The 20,243-nt window shown below is 41.3% G+C and carries 14 protein-coding genes; 8 read left to right on the top strand and 6 right to left on the bottom strand.

Going from position 1 to position 20,243, the window contains the following annotated elements; genetic code table 11:
- Window positions 1-7: 7 nt before the first annotated feature.
- From HDF25_RS20295 to HDF25_RS20280, 4 genes are read left to right on the top strand one after another with little or no spacing between them, the layout of a single operon-like run.
- On the top strand, window positions 8-2,281 hold the full coding sequence (locus HDF25_RS20295) for a glycosyl hydrolase family 95 catalytic domain-containing protein (RefSeq protein ID WP_184628172.1): 2,274 nt from the start codon (window positions 8-10) through the stop codon (window positions 2,279-2,281).
- Window positions 2,282-3,448 (top strand): mandelate racemase/muconate lactonizing enzyme family protein, encoded by a 1,167-nt coding sequence (locus tag HDF25_RS20290; RefSeq protein WP_184628170.1) that lies wholly within the window; start codon window positions 2,282-2,284, stop codon window positions 3,446-3,448.
- An 11-nt stretch (window positions 3,449-3,459) separates the two neighbouring features.
- Complete coding sequence (locus HDF25_RS20285) at window positions 3,460-4,245, top strand: SDR family NAD(P)-dependent oxidoreductase (protein ID WP_184628168.1); 786 nt, start codon at window positions 3,460-3,462, stop codon at window positions 4,243-4,245.
- A 2-nt stretch (window positions 4,246-4,247) separates the two neighbouring features.
- Window positions 4,248-5,132 (top strand): SMP-30/gluconolactonase/LRE family protein, encoded by an 885-nt coding sequence (locus HDF25_RS20280; RefSeq protein ID WP_184628166.1) that lies wholly within the window; start codon window positions 4,248-4,250, stop codon window positions 5,130-5,132.
- Window positions 5,133-5,138: 6 nt separating this feature from the next.
- On the opposite strand, the gene HDF25_RS20275 is transcribed toward HDF25_RS20280, so the two are convergent.
- The 4 genes from HDF25_RS20275 to HDF25_RS20260 form a co-directional block, all read right to left on the bottom strand.
- Window positions 5,139-6,551 carry a sugar porter family MFS transporter gene (locus HDF25_RS20275; protein WP_184628164.1) on the bottom strand — a complete coding sequence of 471 codons (1,413 nt, stop codon included), beginning with the start codon at window positions 6,549-6,551 and terminating at the stop codon, window positions 5,139-5,141.
- Window positions 6,552-6,557: 6 nt separating this feature from the next.
- Window positions 6,558-9,458: a glycoside hydrolase family 38 C-terminal domain-containing protein gene (locus tag HDF25_RS20270; protein ID WP_184628162.1), complete on the bottom strand. Its 2,901-nt coding sequence runs from the start codon at window positions 9,456-9,458 to the stop codon at window positions 6,558-6,560.
- 16 nt (window positions 9,459-9,474) lie between these two features.
- A complete protein-coding gene (locus HDF25_RS20265) occupies window positions 9,475-11,280 on the bottom strand; it encodes a class I mannose-6-phosphate isomerase (RefSeq protein ID WP_221450976.1) in 1,806 nt (601 codons plus the stop codon).
- 102 nt (window positions 11,281-11,382) lie between these two features.
- Window positions 11,383-12,120 carry a GntR family transcriptional regulator gene (locus HDF25_RS20260; protein WP_184628160.1) on the bottom strand — a complete coding sequence of 246 codons (738 nt, stop codon included), beginning with the start codon at window positions 12,118-12,120 and terminating at the stop codon, window positions 11,383-11,385.
- A gap of 399 nt (window positions 12,121-12,519) precedes the next feature.
- Between HDF25_RS20260 and HDF25_RS20255 the strand changes: the two genes are divergently transcribed.
- From HDF25_RS20255 to HDF25_RS20245, 3 genes are all read left to right on the top strand, one after another.
- Window positions 12,520-13,815, top strand: a complete 1,296-nt coding sequence (locus tag HDF25_RS20255; protein ID WP_184628158.1) for a hypothetical protein — start codon at window positions 12,520-12,522, stop codon at window positions 13,813-13,815.
- 119 nt (window positions 13,816-13,934) lie between these two features.
- Complete coding sequence (locus tag HDF25_RS20250; protein WP_184628156.1) at window positions 13,935-17,003, top strand: SusC/RagA family TonB-linked outer membrane protein; 3,069 nt, start codon at window positions 13,935-13,937, stop codon at window positions 17,001-17,003.
- A 10-nt stretch (window positions 17,004-17,013) separates the two neighbouring features.
- The gene (locus HDF25_RS20245; protein ID WP_221450975.1) at window positions 17,014-18,540 is read left to right on the top strand and encodes a RagB/SusD family nutrient uptake outer membrane protein; all 1,527 of its coding nucleotides are present in this window, start codon (window positions 17,014-17,016) and stop codon (window positions 18,538-18,540) included.
- An 86-nt stretch (window positions 18,541-18,626) separates the two neighbouring features.
- Here HDF25_RS20245 and HDF25_RS20240 read toward each other — a convergent pair whose 3' ends face one another.
- Both HDF25_RS20240 and HDF25_RS20235 read right to left on the bottom strand, forming a co-directional pair.
- Window positions 18,627-19,010: a GreA/GreB family elongation factor gene (locus tag HDF25_RS20240; RefSeq protein WP_184628154.1), complete on the bottom strand. Its 384-nt coding sequence runs from the start codon at window positions 19,008-19,010 to the stop codon at window positions 18,627-18,629.
- 272 nt (window positions 19,011-19,282) lie between these two features.
- Window positions 19,283-19,441: a hypothetical protein gene (locus HDF25_RS20235; RefSeq protein ID WP_184628152.1), complete on the bottom strand. Its 159-nt coding sequence runs from the start codon at window positions 19,439-19,441 to the stop codon at window positions 19,283-19,285.
- Window positions 19,442-19,802: 361 nt separating this feature from the next.
- Between HDF25_RS20235 and HDF25_RS20230 the strand changes: the two genes are divergently transcribed.
- The gene (locus HDF25_RS20230) at window positions 19,803-20,189 is read left to right on the top strand and encodes a group III truncated hemoglobin (RefSeq protein WP_184628150.1); all 387 of its coding nucleotides are present in this window, start codon (window positions 19,803-19,805) and stop codon (window positions 20,187-20,189) included.
- Window positions 20,190-20,243 lie beyond the last annotated feature (54 nt).

The following is a 20,243-nucleotide window of genomic DNA, read 5'->3' as shown; positions in this document are numbered from 1 at the left end:
ATAAGGTATGATTAAAAAGTTATTTTTCTGTCTGGTCACTGTACTATTGTTTAAAGAGGTAAGCGCACAACCTTCATCCGGTCATAATCTCCATTTTGATCAGCTGGCTAAACAATGGGATGAAGCTATTCCTTTAGGCAACGGTATGCTGGGGGCTTTGGTCTTGCAGAAAGACGGAAAACTTCATTTCTCACTGGACCGGGCGGACTTATGGGACCAGCGGCCAATGAAAGGGCTTCACCGCAAAGAATTCAGCTATAACTGGATTATTGACCAGGTACACAAAAAGGACTATGGGATTGTGCAGGAATATTTTGATGAACCCTATGACAGGGAACCGGCCCCATCTAAAATTCCTGGAGGAGCACTGGAATTTGATACGCGTAACTGGGGAAAGGTAACTTCGGTGAACCTCTCCTTAAATGACGCTTTATGTGAGGTGAAATGGGTAAATGGGGTTGTTCTGAAGACATTTGTTGCAGCAGATAAATCTTTGGGCTGGTTTAAGTTTGATCATATTCCGGAAAATGTTGACGTCGAACTGGTTGCCCCAAAATATCAGGGGCAGGTTAAGAATTCGGGAGATCCGGTCGGCGGAGATGATTTATCCAGACTGGGTTATCCGAAAGGAACCATTGTTAAAGACGGACATAGTATAACTTATGATCAGTCTGGCTGGGGAGGATTTAGCTACCAGATTAATGTACGCTGGAAAGAAACAGGAAAAACGATGGAAGGCAGCTGGAGTATTTCGTCCAGACATACTACAGATAGGAAGGATATTACAGCTAAAGGGGTAACCGCTAAAGCCGGTAGCTTTACGACGGATTTTGGGACTCATCAAAACTGGTGGAAACAGTTCTGGCAACAATCGGCTATTCAGCTGCCAGATGCTTTACTGGAAAAACAATGGTATCTGGAGCAGTATAAATTTGGCTCGGTTGCCAGAACCGGGGCACCACCTATATCTTTGCAGGCTATCTGGACTGCTGATAATGGAAGACTCCCACCCTGGAAAGGAGATTACCATCATGATCTGAATACGCAGTTAAGTTACTGGCCTGCCTATAGTGGTAATCACCTGAAAGAAGCTATGGGTTATCTGGATTACCTGGAAAAGAATAAGGAGAATTATAAAAGGTATACTAAAACATTTTTTGAAAGTGATGGAATTGCTGTGCCGGGTGTAACCACACTGGATGGTACAGAAATGGGGGGATGGGTACAATATTCTCTCTCTCCGACAGTTTCTGCCTGGTTAGGTCAGCATTATTATCTGCAGTGGCGCTATAGTATGGATCGGGATTTTCTAAAACAGAAGGCCTATCCATGGATAAAAGCTACGGCGAAATTACTGGAGGATATTACGATTTTAAATCAGCAGGGATATCGTCAGTTAAAGATCAGTTCAAGTCCTGAAATTAATGATAATAGTCTGGAAGCCTGGTTCCCTCAGAATACAAATTACGACCTGGCTTTAATGAAGTTTGCCTTTAAAGCTGCTGCTGAGCTGGCAGATGAACTGGGATTGAAACAGGAAAGCCAGCATTGGAAGGGGATTTATGAACAATTTGATAACTACGCCCTTTCTGCAAATCAGGAATTAAAATTTGCCCCAACGATGGCTTATAACCAGTCTCATCGTCATTTTTCAAGTGCAATGGCTATTCATCCCCTGGGATTAATTAAATGGGAAGATGGGGCGCAGGCACAAACAGTTATTAAAAATACGATCCATCTGTTGGATAGTATCGGGCCGGCTTATTGGTGCGGATATTCTTATGCCTGGATGGGAAATATGAAGGCCAGAGCTAAGGATGGAGAGGGGGCAGCCAAAGATCTGGAAATATTTGCTAAAGCATTTTGTTCTGTAAATAGTTTCCATCTGAACGGTGATCAGACCAAAAGCGGGTATTCTAAATTTACCTACCGGCCTTTTACGCTGGAAGGAAACTTTGCTTTTGCGGCTGGATTACAGGAAATGCTGTTACAGAGTTACGCAGGTTTTATTGAAATCATGCCGGCAGTACCATCTGGATGGAAAGATCTGTCTTTTAACCAGCTTCGTGCAGAAGGTGCCGTACTGGTCAGCGCAAAAAGGAAAGATGGTTTAGTCAGAGAAGTCAGACTGGAAGCAGAAAAGGATGGTGAGATTAAGCTGAAATTACCTTTTAAGGAGTATGTGATAAGTTCTAATACCGGTGCAGCAATTAGTGTGAGAGATGGTTTGATGAAGCTGATCTGTAAACCTGGTGCATTGGTCGTTTTAAAAAATAAATAGATGAAGATTACTGAGGTCAAAGTCTGGTTGGTTGAAGGCGTGAAGTACAACTGGACTTTATTGAAAATTTATACGGATACAGGGCATACCGGTGTGGGTGAAGCCACCAACTGGCCGGGTAGCCCGATTGTTTATCATGCGGCTAAACATGCAGGAGAGAGGATTATAGGACTTGATCCAATGCGCACCGATTTTATCTGGACAAAACTTTACCGTGATTTAAACTGGATCGGACCAAATGGAGCCAGTCTGTGTGCAATCAGTGGAATTGATATGGCTTTGCTGGATTTAAAAGGTAAAGTTTTAAAAACACCTTGTTATGAATTGCTTGGCGGAGCCTATAGGAAAGATATCCTGCTTTATGCAAATTACTGGTTTACCGGTGGCGGGCATAATGCAGCTGATTATGCTGCTCAGGCGTTAAAGGTGAAAGAAGCTGGTTTTACTGGATTAAAATTTGACCCTTTTGCACATACGAATTATTTATATGGCGAAGACCTGGCTTCTAACCTTCAGCTTACCGCAGCACAGCAGGATCTGGCTTTTAATGTCAGTAAAGCTGTCAGAGATGCTGTAGGGCCGGATTTTGATATTATGATTGAAACTCATGCGATGCTGAATTTCAGGATTGCAGTAAAAATGGCCCAGCGACTGGCAGAACTGGATATAACCTGGTATGAAGAGCCCGCCGGACCTGAAAGTGCTGATACTTTAAGGGCAATGCGCGAACGTATTCCTTCGAATGTCTCTATCTGTGTCGGAGAAAGGCACTATACCAGGCATGGTATCCGGCCGGTACTGGAAAAAAACATCTGTGATATTATGATGCCGGATATTACCCGCTGCGGCGGGCCTTCGGAAATGAAACGAATGGCTACGATGATGGAAGCTTATAGTGTTTTACTGGCTCCCCATAATCCAAATGGCCCCTTATCTACATTGGCAAGCGCACAGGTATGTGCTGCGGTACCTAACTTCTTCAGACAGGAATTTATGTTCAATGATGTAAGCTGGAGGGATGAAATCATCACTCACCCTATTCAGGATATGATCAGTAATGGTCGTTTACATTTGTCAGAGAGACCGGGTCTTGGGGTAGATTTAATTGAAGAGGAAATGGAGAAACATCCTGGTGTACTTGTACCCAGACCAGGCTTTTACGTGTAAAATTTATAATTATGTCTTTTGAGATTGATTTGAGTGGTAAGGTAGCATTAATTACCGGTGTGACTTCGGGGATTGGTTCCGGAGCTGCAAAAGCTTTTGCCAGGGCCGGTGCAAAAATTGCGGGCTGTGGATTAGAGACAAAAGAGAGTAGTGAAGCGATAGCCTTTCTGGAAGAAATGAAATTAGCCGGTGCAGATGCTGTTTATAGTTGTACAGATCTGACCCGGCCAGATCAGATCAATGCCCTGACTGAAGAAGTGTTAGCCTGTTATGGCCGGATTGATATACTGGTTTCCAATGCTGGTGCTAACGTTTTTGAAGGTGCCGAAAATTGTTCGGAGGAACGATGGATGGAAAATCATCAGCTCAACCTCACTTCACACTGGCGGCTGGCTAAAGCTTGTAAACCTGCTTTGGAAAGACAGGATGGAACTATCATCATCATGTCTTCTAACCATGCTTTCAGTTCAATACCAGGTTGTTTCCCTTATAATATTACAAAAACAGCGCTGACGGGTTTGGTCAGAAGTCTGGCTATAGAGTGGGGGCCAGCCATCCGGACAGTAGGTCTTTCCCCGGGTTTTATCGATACGCCAGGTAATCAGACCTGGTTCAATTCTTTTGATGATCCTCAGCAGGAAAAGGAAAAAACGATTGGTCTTCATCCTGTAAAAAGACTGGGGACGACAACAGAAATTGGGGGCTGGTGTGTTTTTCTGGCTAGTGAATATGCTGCTTTTGCCAGTGGTGTAACTTATCTTATTGATGGTGGAAGAAGTGCCTTGATGCAGGATTAAAAATGAATAGGGTTCAAAACTGGGAAGCAAAGATTATACATAGAGAAAAGTTACTGCTGGGAGAGGCTGCATTCTGGCATCCTGAACTTCAGCGGTTGCTGTATGTAGATATAGAAGGCGAAAAACTAGCCTGGTTTGACCCCGTTTCACGACAGAAACAAGACTATTTACTGGATAAAAAGGTGGGGACAATTGTTCCGGCAGACCGCCATCAGGTTGTTGTCGCTATACAGGGTTCATTAGCGCTGATCGATTTAAGGGATCATATAATTAAAACTTTGATTACGCTGGAAGATGATAAACCAGCAAACAGGTGTAATGATGGTAAGTGTGATGCGCTTGGCCGTCTTTGGTTTGGAACCATGCATATAGAGGCAAAACCAGGAGAGGGTTCGTTATATTGCTACGATGGTCAGCTGACTAAAATGCTTGACCAGATCAGTATTTCTAACGGGGTTTGCTGGTCACCGGACAACACAGTGATGTATCATACCGATTCACTGGACAAAGAGATCAAAGCATTTGATTTTAATCTGACTGATAAAAAAATAGCCAATCCTCGTGTAATCATTAGAATTGAAGAAGAGGGTTGTTTGCCGGATGGAATGTGTGTCGACCTGGAAGGAATGTTGTGGGTTGCCATATGGGGGGGAGGGTGTGTGAACAGGTATAATCCGGTTTCCGGTGAGCTAATTGGTGTAGTGAGGGTCAATGCACCACTAGTTACTTCCTGTGCTTTCGGGGGAAGTAATATGACAGAACTTTATATTACCACAGCCAGTAAATGGCCGGATTCAACTATGGCTGCAAAATATCCGGACAGCGGATCTGTTTTTGTTGTGGAAACGGATATAAAAGGCCTGGCAACGAATTTCTTCCAGTCTTAATTCAGATTAATGTCCTGTCCAGATATTTTGCACTTCTTCTAATGACTTCCCTTTTGTTTCAGGAACGAGTTTAAAAACGACTGCAAATGAAAGCAGACAGCAGCCAGAGAAAAACCAGAACGTAGCTGCGGCACCTGCCGAGCCCAGCAATAGCGGGGTCAACTGCCCAACTATAGTATCAGCAACCCACATGACCATAATACTTAAACCCATGGCTTTGCCCCGAATGCTGGTTGGGAAAATTTCTGAGGCTATGACAAATTTCAGTGGCCCGATAGAGAAAGCGAAACAAGCCAGAAATAAAATAATACTGATAACCAATGCTATGTTATTTGTCGCGCCGCTATAAAAACACCAGCCGGTAAAAAACAGGGAGGCAGTAGCACCCAGAGATCCGATAATATAGAGTGGACGCCTGCCCATCTGGTCAACTTTCCAGACCGCAACGAGGGTAAATACAAAATTAGCCAGGCCAAAAACTATTTGTCCGAGCAGTGCATTACTGATATTGATCCCTGCATCATTCAGAATACGGGGGCCATAATAGATTATTGCATTGATCCCGCTGAATTGTGAAAATAGTGGAAGTAATAATCCGATAAGCAGTGGCCGCCTCATTTCTTTTGTAAAGAGTATCTTATAGGAACCTGAATCTTTTGCAGGTGTTTCTTTGAATTGAAGTATATCCTGTGAGGTTTGAGCTACACCACTGATCTTATTTAATATAGCAATACCTTTTTGCTGCTGACCCTGCTGGATTAACCAGCGTGGACTTTCGGGTACAAAGTATAGTCCAGTGAAAAACAAAAGTGAAGGAATAACACCAAGCCCTAACATCGCTCTCCAGACTTGTTTAATCACCATATAATCTAAAAGGCTACCTAGAGATTGGTGTTGATAGTTTAAAGAGAGGTTGAGTAACCCTGCATTAGTTAGATAGGCTACCAGAATTCCTGCAGTGATAGCGAGCTGATAAAAGGTAACTAATCGCCCTCTTATCGTAGCAGGAGCTATTTCTGAAATATATAAGGGAGCAACTATAGAGGCTACACCAACCCCCATGCCTCCCAGCATCCTGGCTAATATTAATAGGGTATAGCTGTTTGCAGATGCAGTTCCAATGGCAGAAAACAAAAAAAGCAGGGCAGATAGCATCAGCATTTTTTTTCTTCCAAAACGATCACTCAGGTCACCGGCGAAGGCAACACCGATAATACAGCCTACCAGGGCCGAAGAGACAAACCAGCCTTCGGCTGCAGGAGATAAACTGAATTGCTGTTTGACAAAGGGTAATACGCCCGAAATAACGGCCATGTCAAAACCAAAGAGCAATCCGCCCAGGGTAGCAACCAGGGTAATGGCTACCAGATAGATAGTGGGTTTTTCCGGAGATACTCGGATTTCATTTTTTAGGTTCATAATTTCTTAAGGTTGATCAATACAAATTGTCATTATTCCTTTTGCAGGAAGGTTAAAGTGGTTCTCTAATGACTTTATGCGTGTTTCTGAAAGGTTACTTTCCCATATTTTGAGCGATGCCCCGTTTTTAGGATCGATATTTACCTGACTCAGCTGATCGCCGCAATTGACCAGCTGAGCGATAATGGATTTTCCATCATCAGATTTTTTTAATGATTCGATATAGATGTTATCTCCTTTAAATATAAACGGGAGCCCTTTTTCTGTTACTGCATTTGCTGTTGTAACCAGCAGGGGCTGATGATTTTGTAATCCTGTCTGATTGACCTTGTAACTGTTATATGCATTTTCATGAGCCTGGATATAGTAATGGAATGTAACCAGTCCCTGTTGATCGGCCCTGAAATTGGTATGCCATAAATTATTCATCACCCAGGAATAAATAGCTGAAGATTGTGGGGTAAATGATAACCATAAAGGATCATGCGGGAGTCCTCCCAGTAAGTTGGCAGTAGTGATTTTCCCAATTTCAAACAGTGGGGCGTCAGGGCTTGACCAGGTGATGCCATATGAACTGTTGGACAGGTCAACCCATCTCTGCATGGTATACCAGTTTCTGTTGGCATATGGTAGCTGATCGGTCTCAGCAGCTACACTTCCCCATGGAATACTGTATCGCACCTGCGCATCCGGAACATGAAAGGGAAAGGCAAAGTGTACACTTTCTTTTTGCCGGACTGCTTTTTTATCAATTGTATTAATCAGTTCAATCTGATCAAGACCATCAGTAAGCCTGATCTCTCTGGTGATTCCTTCTGTACCGGGTGCTGCTGATCTGATCAGCATACTGACCAGCAGGGGGCCTTTTTCTTTGATGGTGATTATGGGAGCAGAACTGGTCTGAATCTTTTCTATAGAATCGCCAGGCATATACAGGTACTGATTAAGTCCCGCTGCATCCGCTGCAACATAATCTCTTCCGGAAGAAATCCTAATCAGGCTTTTAATATTACCTGTCTGTTTAGCTATGGATATTTTATAGATGCCATTACTCAGCGTTTCTTCTGACAGGGCTGCTGAACCTTTAGAATAACCTTTACCTGGATTGATACTAAAGGTCTTTTTCCCCATCTGAGGAATGTCCGGGGCTAAGAAAGCCAGTTCACCAGTACTTAACCGCTGGGAAGGAATAGGGGTTCCGTTTTCGTCTTTGACCAGATCGCCTGCTTTACTCAGCGATGCGGGTACATAGGCGAGACCTGTCCTCGACCAGGAAAGTGTATTGTAGACATCAACTTTGTTATCCCTGATTGAAGGAGTTGCTAAAGCATTTGCCATTAAAGTATCAACGCCGTTTCCTGCTTTCAGCACATAGGATTGTTTAACAGCCCATTCACTTTTCACTTTTTCGTCATCGGGATTGGATACACTATTAAATGCTCCCCAGGTATGTTCGTTGAATAGTAACAGGTTTGTCCAGCTTTCTTCAAATGCTTTAGCCGGGTAGGCAGATTTATTACGGATGGCCCAAACGGCATCGGCTTGTTTAAGCTGATCTGATCGTCTCCTGCTTAATGCAGTTTCTTTGGCAGCAGAGGATACACCATCGGTCCAGTACTCTGTGTAATCTCCTTCAAATGAAGGGATCGTTGCTGCATACTTCTTTTCAAAATCTGTGAAAAACTGCTTGACTGAGGTGATGATCAATCGGGGAGAGGCATATTTTTCATTCCAGGTTTTAACGGCATCCGGTAGTTCGGGATCTATTGGGGCATTGTCACTCATAGCCCAGGTCAGTATAGACATATCATAAGGAAATCCTTTTTGTGTCAGCTCATCCAGGTAACTGAATAAATAAGGATCGAGAAAGTTCTCGGATGGGTGACCTGTATAAAATGGTTTTGGCTCATTGATCGTAAAGAAATTCGGGATTTTGTTTCCTTTTAGTTGATAACCTAAAGAATAGGGCTGACATTGCCAGAAGAGGAGTTTTTGTTTGCCAGAGGGAGAAAGCCAGTAAAATGGCTTATCCTGCCATTTGGCTAGGTTCCCGATCCGGTCTGAAGCATTGGGGCCTGATAAAAAGTACTTGATGCCAGTTTGCTCAGTCTGCGCTGCCAGGCCCCAGGAAGCGCCTGGAACATCACCCTGGAAAAGGGTATTAATCACAATACCTTGTTCTCTGGCCAGTTTCTGTGACCTGGAGAACATTTGCATCAGTTGTTTTGAATCGGTCAGACTGGTATTGATATTGCCATAAGCACCATCCAGATTGATCCAGCCTTTTTTAACCGCATCCCAGAACCTGTCTTTTTTTTCCTGAGTGGCCTGGGCAAGATAATGATCTACTACCCAGATCGCCTCGGTGGTCCATTTAAAACGAGCTTCGGCTGGGTAATTTTGTGTTTTTGCGGCAAGCGCTATAGATTGGTCTATATTTTCCAGGTGTAACTGGAGAACTTTGGATTGAGTATTTGTATAACCAATATCCACATGAGAATGAGGCAGGATATAGATGCTCCATTCTTTTGCTGGTTCGAGCAGACAGTGTGCTGTATAAGTACGTTTACCGGTTAAAACAGCTATAGTTGCCTGTGTAGTCCTTTGGACAGGAGCTCCAGGTAAAGGAATGTCAAATAATGATATACCGGTTTTACTGATCGGAATTTCCAGGTTTTCCTGCAGTCCGTTAAAAGACACAGTTATTTTTCCACCCAGATAATTCTTTCCGTTTTTGAAGAGTAGTCTGACCATTCTTCTGCTCTGACCCTGATACTTGAGATAGGCAACAGTAGGCTCAAGTTGTATGTCACTAAAAACGGGGCTGATCTGCTGAGCAAAGCTAGTTGAGTAGCTATAGAGGAAGAAAATGAGCAGGAGACTATATTTGGTATTGAATGGTTTCATGTAACAGATTCTTAAATTAGCAACATTCTTCTTTGACAAAAGCCGTCAGTACTTTGGCCTGTCCTTTACCTTGATTAATCAATTGATAATTGATCGCATCTGCAGGAATTATAAAAGTCTCCGCAAAATTGATCTCCTGTTCAAGTTCTCCTGTTTTGACGATGATTGAATCCCCTTCCACCAGGCTTAAGATATGGCATTGGCCCTCTGTATCTGCTTCAACAGTACTTGCAAATTCGAATCGGTGGATTGCATAAAAATGATCAGGATGGGTTGACAGATCAAGGATCTGCCAGTCAGTGCCTTGTTTAATCACAGTCTGTCTGGAAATTAGTGTATCGGTGACTTTTTCTCCTTTTCTTGTGAAATCAAGGTTTGCAAAAGCCCTGTCAATATTCAATGGTCTGGGTTTTCCATTTAAATCAGGACGTAACCAGTCATACATTTTAAAAGTGAAAATATAGGGGGTTGCACTGATTTCCAGCACCAGATTATTCTTGCCGGAACTATGGACAGTACCATTGGGAATTAAAAACAGATCATGTTTTTGACTAGGGAAGGACTGCACATATTCTTCTACTGCAACTGGAATATTGTTTTTAAAGCTATCTTCCAGTACAGTTCTGAATGCTGTGCTGTTTATATTTTCCTGAAATCCCAGATATACTTTTGATCCTTCCTGGCGTTCGAGGATATAATAGGTTTCATCTTGTGTGAAATCTTCTCCGAAGTGTGTCTTGGTATAAGCTACAGTCGGATGACATTGCAGGGATAGTTCTCCACCATCCATGGTATCCAGAAAATCAAACCGGATAGGAAACTGATAACCAAAACGGTTGGCTGCTTTACCCAGAATGGCTTTAGCGTTATTAAAAAGAAGCATGTCAAAAGACACTTCCAGCATTTTGCCATTATTTTCCAGGATGATTCCGTTTTCTGGAGCGATCAGCTCAAATGACCAGGCATAATTTACAGCCTGCTGGTTTAATCCCGCTATGTTTTTCTTCATCCACTGACCACCCCAGACACCAGGTTCAAACCAAGGTCTGGCCCTGAACGAATGTTTCGATATTGTATCTAGTGCGGCGCGGAAAGGTTTGCCTTCTATCCAGCTGATTTCAGTAATCCGCTGTTCATCGACAATAATATCCAGCTTAGCGAGTAATCTTCGTTTATGTTTATTTAAAACCGGCCAGTCTATAAAATAAAATCGTTTATACTGGAGCTTCGGATCATTGGATTTTCTATCTCCGATATTGAGTATTAGTCCGGTTCTGGAACGAAATTGTATTTCATTTTTGGGGACATCTATGTAAATGATTTTTGCATCCAGTTTAGCCAATGCGGCACCACAACCATAGATAATAGTAAACTCATCGTGCTCTGGTCTGATCAGATTTAATTTGTCCTGGTCAAAAAAGTCGCTTAGTTCTCCTTCGTATAATTTACCAAATACGGGGTCTGCCAATTGTAGGTTATCCTGTATTAATACATCGATTTTCTCCGGACTTTTTAAGGCAGTATCAATATTGATCCAGCGGGCAGTTTTGCCATTTTTGATTAGCTGATAATCCAGTTCATGGATAAACAGGTCCCAGTAAACCCCTGAATAACCATCAATAATAATGTGCTGTCCCTGACAGGCTATCCAATGAGCAAGACTGTCAAAGCCATTATTGATGGCTCCTTCAATGTTAAAAGCAGGAAAGATGTCATACTTGCCCTGTTCATTTTTCACTTTCTTGCCTGGAATAATAAATTCCCCGGTGTTACGGAGCTTATTTTTAGCTGTGGTTATCCCGTCTTTTCTGGAATCAGTCATTATTTGGTTGGTGTTATGTTATAATGTCCAAACATATGACAATTCATTTGAATATTCAAAATGAATTTTTATTCAGTCAGAAAAAAATACTAAGACCTGAGTTTAACTGCTATTTCTGCGGCTTTCTACGGTGTAAACAAAGCTTTCAGCCTTGTAATAACCTAGATTGTATTCCATAGCCCGGTCTCCCTGATCGTATACAAACCTCTTTCTGAACAGTATAGGGCTACCATTGTCTATTTCCAGCTTACCGGCAATAAATTTACTGGCTGATATCGCACTGATCTCTTCTTTAGATAAATTAGCAATCACTGAATGCTCCTGTTCAAGCATTTCATACAAGGGTTGTTTGAAATCTTCTTCGCCGGTAAGGCCGATTCTGGGGTGGAAGTAAGAGATGAAATACACAAATGCACCGTCAGATCCACCTCTCAGTCTTTCGAGCTTCAGGATCTTCTTGTCTGTTTTGATATCAAAAAAATTAGCGATTGTTTCTTCGGGATATACCCAGCTTAAATGCATTTCATAGTTCCTCACAGGGATACCTCTGGTCTTCATTTCTTGAGAAAAACTGAGCCAGTTCATTGATTTAGAGCTTATTTTAGAAGTCGCGACCTTTGTGCCATATCCCTTTTTTCTAATCAGTAATTCTTCATAAACCAGTTTATTAATGGCTTGCCTGAGGGTCGTTCTGGAGATGGCGAGCTTTTTGGCCAGGTCAACTTCATTAGGTAGTAGCTTACCGGCCTGATAAGCAGGGTCTTTAATGAGTTCTCTTAGTAACTGTTCAGCCTGGATATGAAGCGGAATATGACTTTTATGATCAATGGAAATATTCATGTTGGAAATAATTATTCAATTATTGATCGCGAAAGTAACCTTTTTGTACATACATACCAAATTTGAATGTAGGTGCGAAATTCTATGGAGCCGAGTGAATTCCAATTCTGTTTTTGTTGAAATTAATAGAGTCGATCAATTAGAGATTAGGAAAGAAAAATTTTGTGTTAGAATTGTTACTTATCTTGTTATAACTTAAATCTCAGTGAAATAGACTAATTTGAAGGATAATGATAAAACGTTTTAATTTAATTGAAAATTGTCTTTCAAAAATTTGGAAATACCTATAATACTTATATGTTTGTACATAATAATTAATCAACCAAATATAAACTGTCACCAATTTTTTCATTGTAAGCCTGTTGGTGGCTTTTATTTATCCTATTTAAATAAAACTGAATGAAAAGATCTTTACTACTTTTTTCTGCTGCTTTTTGTTGTTTATCAATGAATTCTACCGCCCAGGTAGCAAAGCGGTCGGCCATGGCCGAAACCATATTGAAAGACAGTCGCTTAGATACTATACAAAACCGGGCATTGAAGCTGCTTACCGGGTTTTCTGCAGGAACTTCCTATGATGAGGTCTGGATCAGAGACTTTAATACTTTTATCAATGGTTCCCTGAAGGTACAATCCAGGGAAAAAGTGAAAAGCATGCTGTTGATGTTTTTTAAAATCCAGGGAAACGATGGTAATATCGTAGATGGAGTGGTAGATAGTGCAAAAGCTAATGGGGGATATAAATATCGCTATTCTGCGCTGTTACCTGGTTGGGCTGCTCATAAAAATACTGTCGAAACAGATCAGGAATCATCACTGGTACAGGCTGTCAGAAAATATATCTTGGCTACCGGAGATACTTCTATCCTTTCTGAACGTATCGTAGCTAAAACCATTTTGCAAAGAATAGAAGATTCATTCTTTTATCTGCTAAAGGACAGATGGTCATCCGAATATGGTTTGGTGAAAGGGGCTACTACGATAGACTGGGGTGATGTCCAGCCAGAAAAGGGCTGGGGAGTGGCGATCAACGAACATACCAAATGGACCATCGATATCTACGACAATGCGATGTTCGTTATGGCTATTCATGATTTTCTGGACATGAAACCAGCTAATTACCAGACCCAAAAGGATTGGGCATCAGTGGCAGCGGGTATTAAAACGAACGTTCGTAAATACTTGTGGATGAATGATCTTCAAAAATACAGACCGCATTTATATCTTAATGGAAGTCCTTTTTCCAAAGCATTTAATGAAGATCAGATTTTATACTCCGGTGGATCAGTCTGTGCCATTTTAGCTGGTTTCAACACCAGGAAGGAGATAGAAAATATTAATCATCAGCTAGTGGCTGCTGCGGCCAAAGAGAAACACGCAACAATTGGCCTGACTGTTTATCCTCCTTATCCGGAAAAAGAATTTCCAAACATGCTTCCTTACACCTATCAGAATGGTGGAGACTGGACCTGGTTTGGCGGAAGAATGATTAATGCGCTGGTAGCTCATGGTCTGATTAAAGAAGCTTATGCCGAATTACAACCTATGGTAGACCGTGCAATTGCTCACCAGGGATTTTATGAATGGTACAATGTTCAGTCTGGTCAGGCTAAGGGGTCGGGAGATTTCAGAGGTGAGGCTGGGGTATTGTTTGATGCCATCGGATCCTTAAGACAATGGGCAGGTAAAAACTAGTAGATTATAATTCAGCATATACTTCATACAAATAATATCATAAAGGTAATTAGGACAACCTTGTTTTTTTTGAACCAACCAATCAACCAATAAATACCTGAAAACTAAAAACAAACTTTATGAAGAGAACATTTATTTACTCCATTCTGCTCTCGCTGCTGTCTTTACAGGCGATGGCACAACTTAAAATTACCGGAAAGGTGACCGGTTCTAAGGACAATTTACCTATACCGGCCGTTAGTGTGAAGGTCAAGGGCACAGCTATCGGTGCATTGACGGATGTTAATGGAAACTATCAGATACAATTACCAGATGGACAGGCTGTTCTGGTATTTTCCTACACGGGTTATACCCCTCAGGAGAGGAACGCAGCCGGCCGGAGCACGATCAATATCCAGCTGGATGAAAAGGCCGATAACTTAAATGAAGTTGTCGTAATCGGCTATGGTACAGTTAAAAAATCTGATCTTACGGGGGCAGTTGCTACCATTAAAGGGGATCAGCTGATGGATAAACCAGTAGCCAATATCTCTCAGGCTTTGCAGGGGAAAATAGCTGGTGTTGAGGTAAGTCTGAACAGCGCGGCGCCAGGTACGGCAGCGAAAGTACGGGTAAGAGGAATTGGATCTATCAACTCAAATATTGATCCTTTGTATGTAATTGATGGGGTAGCAGGAGTTGATCCGAACTCTATTAACCCAAATGACGTGGCTTCACTCGAGGTACTGAAAGATGCTTCTTCTACAGCAATCTACGGTTCAAGAGGTGCGAATGGGGTAATTATGATTACCACCAAACGCGGAAGAAGAGATGGAACACAGATTAGTTATGAAGCCAATGCTAATGTCAGTGAATTATACAGGCATGTACGTACATTGAACTCTGCTGAGTTCCTGCAGGTTTATAACCAGGCTTATGCAAACGGGCAGAAGTTCGATCCTGCCGGAGGAGTATGGACTCCGCCTGTAGCATTGAATCATGCTAACTTTCCATTATTATTTGACACAAATGATAAACCGCTTTATGATACAAACTGGGAAAAGGAAACCTATAAACCGGCTTTCTCTCAAAATCACCAGTTAAATGTTCAGGGTGGTAATGATAAGACACTTTACAGTTTATCATTAGGATATCTGAACCAGAAAGGATTGGCTCCTACATCTGGATTTAAGCGTTATTCTGTGAAAATGACCCTCGATAATGATGTTAAAAGCTGGCTGAAAATCGGTGGTAATGTCAATCTGATCAAAAGTATACAACGCCTGGTTACAGATGGTAATGGTAGCTTAAATGTAGCCAGAGCAGTAGCAGAGGAAGTGCCTATCGTACCTATAAAATACCCGAATGGTATTTATGCGGGAAATTTTGATATTGCAGGTCTGGAAGGTGCACCAAATCCTATTGATATTGCGAATAACCGGTACACCATTAACAATACTATGCAGATGCTGGGTAATGTTTATGGCTTATTCCATATCACCAGTGATCTGGATTTTAAAACTGATTTCGGTTATAATCTGAGTTCTCAAAAAAACAATTTTTACTCTTCTCAGAATCTGTATCATTTATCAGCCGATCAGGGTGGTGTAGCAAATATCAATGCTTATGATAACTATTACTGGCAGACAGAGAATTATTTAACCTGGAACAAGAAAATAAATGACCGTCAGAAACTAACAGCTTTAATTGGGGTTTCATTACAACAGTCCGGTTATGAAAGAGTTCGTTCTGAGACGCAGAACTTCATAGATGATATCTTTCAGTGGCATTACCAGCAGGCAGGTTCGGTAAGAAGTGCAAATGAATCGCAGGATAGTAAATCTGCACTGAGTTCTTTTTACGCAAGGGCAACCTATAACATAGATGAGAAATACCTTTTTACAGCTACCGGCCGTTATGATGGCTCATCGAGATTTGGTAAAAACAATAAATATGCTTTCTTCCCTTCATTAGGAGCTGCGTGGCGTGTTTCACAGGAAGATTTCCTGAAGAGCAGTAAAACGATCTCCAATCTGAAAATCAGGGCCAGTTATGGTGTTTCTGGTAACCAGGAAATAGGGGATGCACGTTCACTGGCACAAATCCAGCCGAGTACAACAGTTTTAGGAGGAACAGCACAGTCCACTTTATTACCTAGTTATATTGGTAACCCTGATTTGAAATGGGAAAGATCCATTCAGTTTGATGGAGGTGTTGAGCTGGGTATGTTTAATGACCGGGTTAACCTGACTTTAGATTACTATAATCGTGTGACCAAGGATCTGTTGTTACAGACACCTATTCCATGGTCAGCTGGTTTTACCAATGCTTACGTTTATAAAAATGTGGGTTCAGTCCGAAATTCGGGAGTTGAAATCAGCCTGAATACTGTCAACGTTAAAACAAAGGATTTTACCTGGTCTACCAACTTCCTGTTCTCAGCTAATAAAAATAAAGTAATTAAGCTGAATGATGGCAATGCTGATATTTTCCCGGGTCCGAACTTCCTTGGACAGAATTATGTAATCCGCGTCGGTCAACCTATAGGATCTTTTTATGGAATGACACGTCTGGGTACCTATAGTGATTCTGAGGCTGCGCTTGCAGCATCCCATGGATTAAAACCTGGGGACAGAAAGTATTTATACAATGCTGATGGCAGCGTAAACTACAGTATTATAGGTCAGGCTTATCCTAAATGGACCGGTACTTTCAGCAGTACTTTTAAATATAAAAACTGGGATTTATCCTTTGACATCCGTTTCGTTCAGGGTGTAAATACTGCGGCTAACTTCAAACATTCGACAGAAGACAGACAGACTATTGCAAACAGTCTGGCGACCGTTTTAAATGCCTGGACTCCGCAGAACCAGAATACATCAATTTCTCAGGTACGTAATTATAAGTTTGCCCAGGATTCACATTTTGACAGCTGGTGGGTAGAAGATGGTTCTTTCATCCGTGGTCAGAATTTTATAGTAGGCTATAGCTTCCCTGAAGCTATCAATAAAAGACTGAACATAAATCGTTTAAGAGTTTATGCGAATGTTCAGAACCTATTTATTATTACCAAGTACACTGGTTATGATCCGGAAGTAGATACTTTCAATCAGACTTACGGTTCTAATGCCTCATTCTCGCAAAATTTAGATTTCTTTTCTACACCAAGACCTCGTGTATGGAATTTAGGTGTACAACTTACCTTTTAAATTAAATCAAATGAAGACATCACATAATATAATACTCGCCATATTGGTTTTGATGACCTGTTCCTGCAAGAAGTTTCTGGAGGAAAAGCCGACCAATTTTATTACGCCGGAGTCAGACCTTTCGAGTGCGAAAGTAGCAAGGGCTTTTGCCAGTTCAAGTTATCAGTATTTGCAGGGTGTGGTAACGGGCCAGCCATCATCCTATGGAGGGAATACCTGGAACCTGATGGAGTTTATGACAGGAAAAGCAAATAGTGATCTGGGACAGACAGGGGCTGCCAGTTTTCAGAATCTGACTTATGATCCTACTTCATTTTATATTGATACCTGGTGGCAGCAAATGTACCTGGGGATTGGCGCCTGCAATTTAGCCATCGAAAAAATACCACAGATTAATGCAGCGGGATTAAGTGAGGCAGATAAAACCAACCTGATGGCTGAAGCGCGTACGCTGAGAGCGCTGTATTATTTCTATTTAGTAAGGATGTATGGTGCAGTACCTAAAGTTACCCAGATCCCTAAAAACCTGGATCTTAAGATAGCAAGGACACCAGCAAAGGATATCTATGATTCGATCATTATACCCGACCTGCTCGAGGCAGAGAAATCTACTCTGCCATGGCGTGATGGATCTGGAAAAGTATCTATGGGAGCTGTAAAATCAATACTGGCAGACGTTTATTTAACTTATGCTGGTGCAGCGATCAATGGAGGAAATCAATTTTATGCTGAATCAGCTAAACGTTCACTGGCAGTAGTACAGACCGGAGGATATAGCCTGTTTTCTGAATATACAGACATGATTGTGCCGGGAAATAAGAACAATGGTGAATTTATTCTCCAGGTACAATTTGCAGCTGCTGTTCAATCTGCAGCTGCTACTCCTGCTACAAATCCGCTGACCGCACTGACTATCCCAAACTATTCCGGTATTTCTAAATATTCGGATGAATATGGATCTGTATACCCGACAACACAGTTTATCAGTTCTTTTGCCCCGGGTGATAAAAGGGTGGCGGAAAAGCAGTTTTTCTATACCAATTATGCAAATATAAAAACTGGTCAGACTGTTACCTTTAAAGGGCCATATATCTATAAATGGTTTGATGTACAGGCAGTAACCAGTACTGCTAAATCTGATTTGAATTATACAATATATCGTTTGCCGGATGTAGAATTAATGTATGCAGAAGCTTCAAACCGCGCTGAGGGAGGACCGAACAGTACAGCTATTCAATATGTGAACGATATCAGAAGAAGAGCAACCCTGGCACCTATCGGCGCACTATCACAAGCTGCTTTTGAACAGGAAGTCTGGGCACAGCGTAATTTCGAATTGTGTTTTGAGAATAAAATGTGGTTTGATATGATCAGAACCAGAAAAGTACACAATGACGTTACAGGCAACTGGGACAACTTTGTAGGTCACAAAACTGTATTCGGAGCAACATTTGCAGAAAAACAACTGTTGTTTCCTTTACCTAAACAGGAAACAGATGTTAATCCTAACCTGTTACCGAATAATCCAGGTTATTAAGGCTGATTACTATACTTAAATAAAGAACTCCCTGTTAATTCTGATTAGCAGGGAGTTTTTTGATAGAAAGCATACCAGTCCATAAGTTATTTGTTTTGATGGCTTACTTTCAGAATGGAGAATGTTTTCAGCCCGTCCGGCATTTCCCACTGAACTTCCGATCCTGCCCTGTACCCTAATAAAGCAGTTCCGATTGGGGCGAAAACAGACATTTTATTTACTTTCATATTAGCTTCTGCGGGAAGCACAATCTGAAAAGTATACTTCTTTCCTGTCACTACTTCCTGAATTTCAACTTCAGATCCGATGCATACGGCATCGTCTGGTAATTCACTCTCTTTGACCACCATTGCAGAGTCTAATTCTGCCAGCAGCTGGGTTTTATTATAATCGGAAAGATTAGAATCTTTAAGGTGTTTTTTTAAGAGATCGAGTTCTTTTTTAACGATCATTAATTGTACTGTCTTCATATAGATATTTTTAATTTGGTTAATTATTGTTTGTGGTTTAATCTTTTGTACCAGAGTATGTTAATCGCGGATGCAAGAATAGCTGACAGATCGAGCCATTGATTATCAGCGATGAATGCCATAATAACCAGCATCAGGTTTAAACAGAAAATGCATATCAAGCCTAAGCCGATCCAGGATATGGATCTGAATTTTTCAATCATAAAACTTATTAATTCAGTAAAAAAAGAGGTGATTTTCCTGAACGCCCCGAACCAGGATGTGGTTGGGGCCTAATTGATAAAGTCTTTACTGGTCGTTTGAGAGTGAAATCCAAAATGATAATGAACACTTACCATCTGGTTATACATGGCATACGAAGCTTTAATCTCATTGATGTAAGAGATTTCAAGCATAGTATAAATGGTATGGTGTGTATAAAAAGGATTCATTAACAGAATAAATTAAGATTAAAAAAACGGAGGCTTTATGCTGGCCCCAAACCTGTAGTTGGCCGGGACTTACTGAATAAAGTCTTTACTTTTCTTAAGAAAGTATCCTGAGTTAGATTGGATAGGAATAGTGCGGCAACGCAAAACACGGGCAGGTTGCATTAAAGATGCAATTGCCAGTCGAAGTGTATAAACGATGTGCCTGAATAAATCCATTGAAACAAATCTCTGATTTTAAATTTAAAAACCAAATGTTTCCTAAATTAACTGTTGATTCTCTTATGAATGTTACATGAATATGTTTCTTAAAGATATTTTTTTCTTAGAAATATATTCCGCTCTTCTTGCGTAGATTTGCAGTATGAAAGCTGACATTAAAAATCTGGAAGATATCAGGCTGTTTGTAGATAAATTTTATCATAAGGTAGCCCAGGATCAGTTAATTGGTCCTGTATTCGCAGATGCAATTGAAGATTGGGCCCCTCATCTGGAAAAGATGTATCAATTCTGGAATGCAGCTTTATTTGGTGTTCCTGGCTTCCGCGGGAATCCATTTGCCAAACACGCCCCTTTACCAATCAATGCGGCGCATTTTGATCGTTGGCTGAGCCTATTCAACGAAACTATTGATGAGAATTTTGAAGGTGAAATGGCTGAAGATGCTAAAAACAGAGCTGTTCTCATGGCCGAAATGTTTTTGCGTCGTTTACGCGGGATGACAGGAGGAGCAGGGCGAGTAATTATGTAATTCAATGCTAAAACGTTGTTTATTCTTGAAAACAAACGTTTGTGTGGATATTTT

This window comes from Pedobacter cryoconitis, assembly GCF_014207135.1.
In the GTDB taxonomy this organism is placed as follows: domain Bacteria; phylum Bacteroidota; class Bacteroidia; order Sphingobacteriales; family Sphingobacteriaceae; genus Pedobacter; species Pedobacter cryoconitis_D.
This window is presented reverse-complemented; position numbering and strand designations above follow the sequence as displayed.

Bases quoted from the DNA above. Each gene is read 5' to 3' on its own strand.
- HDF25_RS20295 (WP_184628172.1), top strand. From the start codon at position 8: ATGATTAAAAAGTTATTTTTCTGTCTGGTCACTGTACTATTGTTTAAA.
- HDF25_RS20290 (WP_184628170.1), top strand. From the start codon at position 2,282: ATGAAGATTACTGAGGTCAAAGTCTGGTTGGTTGAAGGCGTGAAGTAC.
- HDF25_RS20285 (WP_184628168.1), top strand. From the start codon at position 3,460: ATGTCTTTTGAGATTGATTTGAGTGGTAAGGTAGCATTAATTACCGGT.
- HDF25_RS20280 (WP_184628166.1), top strand. From the start codon at position 4,248: ATGAATAGGGTTCAAAACTGGGAAGCAAAGATTATACATAGAGAAAAG.
- HDF25_RS20275 (WP_184628164.1), bottom strand. From the start codon at position 6,551: ATGAACCTAAAAAATGAAATCCGAGTATCTCCGGAAAAACCCACTATC.
- HDF25_RS20270 (WP_184628162.1), bottom strand. From the start codon at position 9,458: ATGAAACCATTCAATACCAAATATAGTCTCCTGCTCATTTTCTTCCTC.
- HDF25_RS20265 (WP_221450976.1), bottom strand. From the start codon at position 11,280: ATGACTGATTCCAGAAAAGACGGGATAACCACAGCTAAAAATAAGCTC.
- HDF25_RS20260 (WP_184628160.1), bottom strand. From the start codon at position 12,120: ATGAATATTTCCATTGATCATAAAAGTCATATTCCGCTTCATATCCAG.
- HDF25_RS20255 (WP_184628158.1), top strand. From the start codon at position 12,520: ATGAAAAGATCTTTACTACTTTTTTCTGCTGCTTTTTGTTGTTTATCA.
- HDF25_RS20250 (WP_184628156.1), top strand. From the start codon at position 13,935: ATGAAGAGAACATTTATTTACTCCATTCTGCTCTCGCTGCTGTCTTTA.
- HDF25_RS20245 (WP_221450975.1), top strand. From the start codon at position 17,014: ATGAAGACATCACATAATATAATACTCGCCATATTGGTTTTGATGACC.
- HDF25_RS20240 (WP_184628154.1), bottom strand. From the start codon at position 19,010: ATGAAGACAGTACAATTAATGATCGTTAAAAAAGAACTCGATCTCTTA.
- HDF25_RS20235 (WP_184628152.1), bottom strand. From the start codon at position 19,441: ATGAATCCTTTTTATACACACCATACCATTTATACTATGCTTGAAATC.
- HDF25_RS20230 (WP_184628150.1), top strand. From the start codon at position 19,803: ATGAAAGCTGACATTAAAAATCTGGAAGATATCAGGCTGTTTGTAGAT.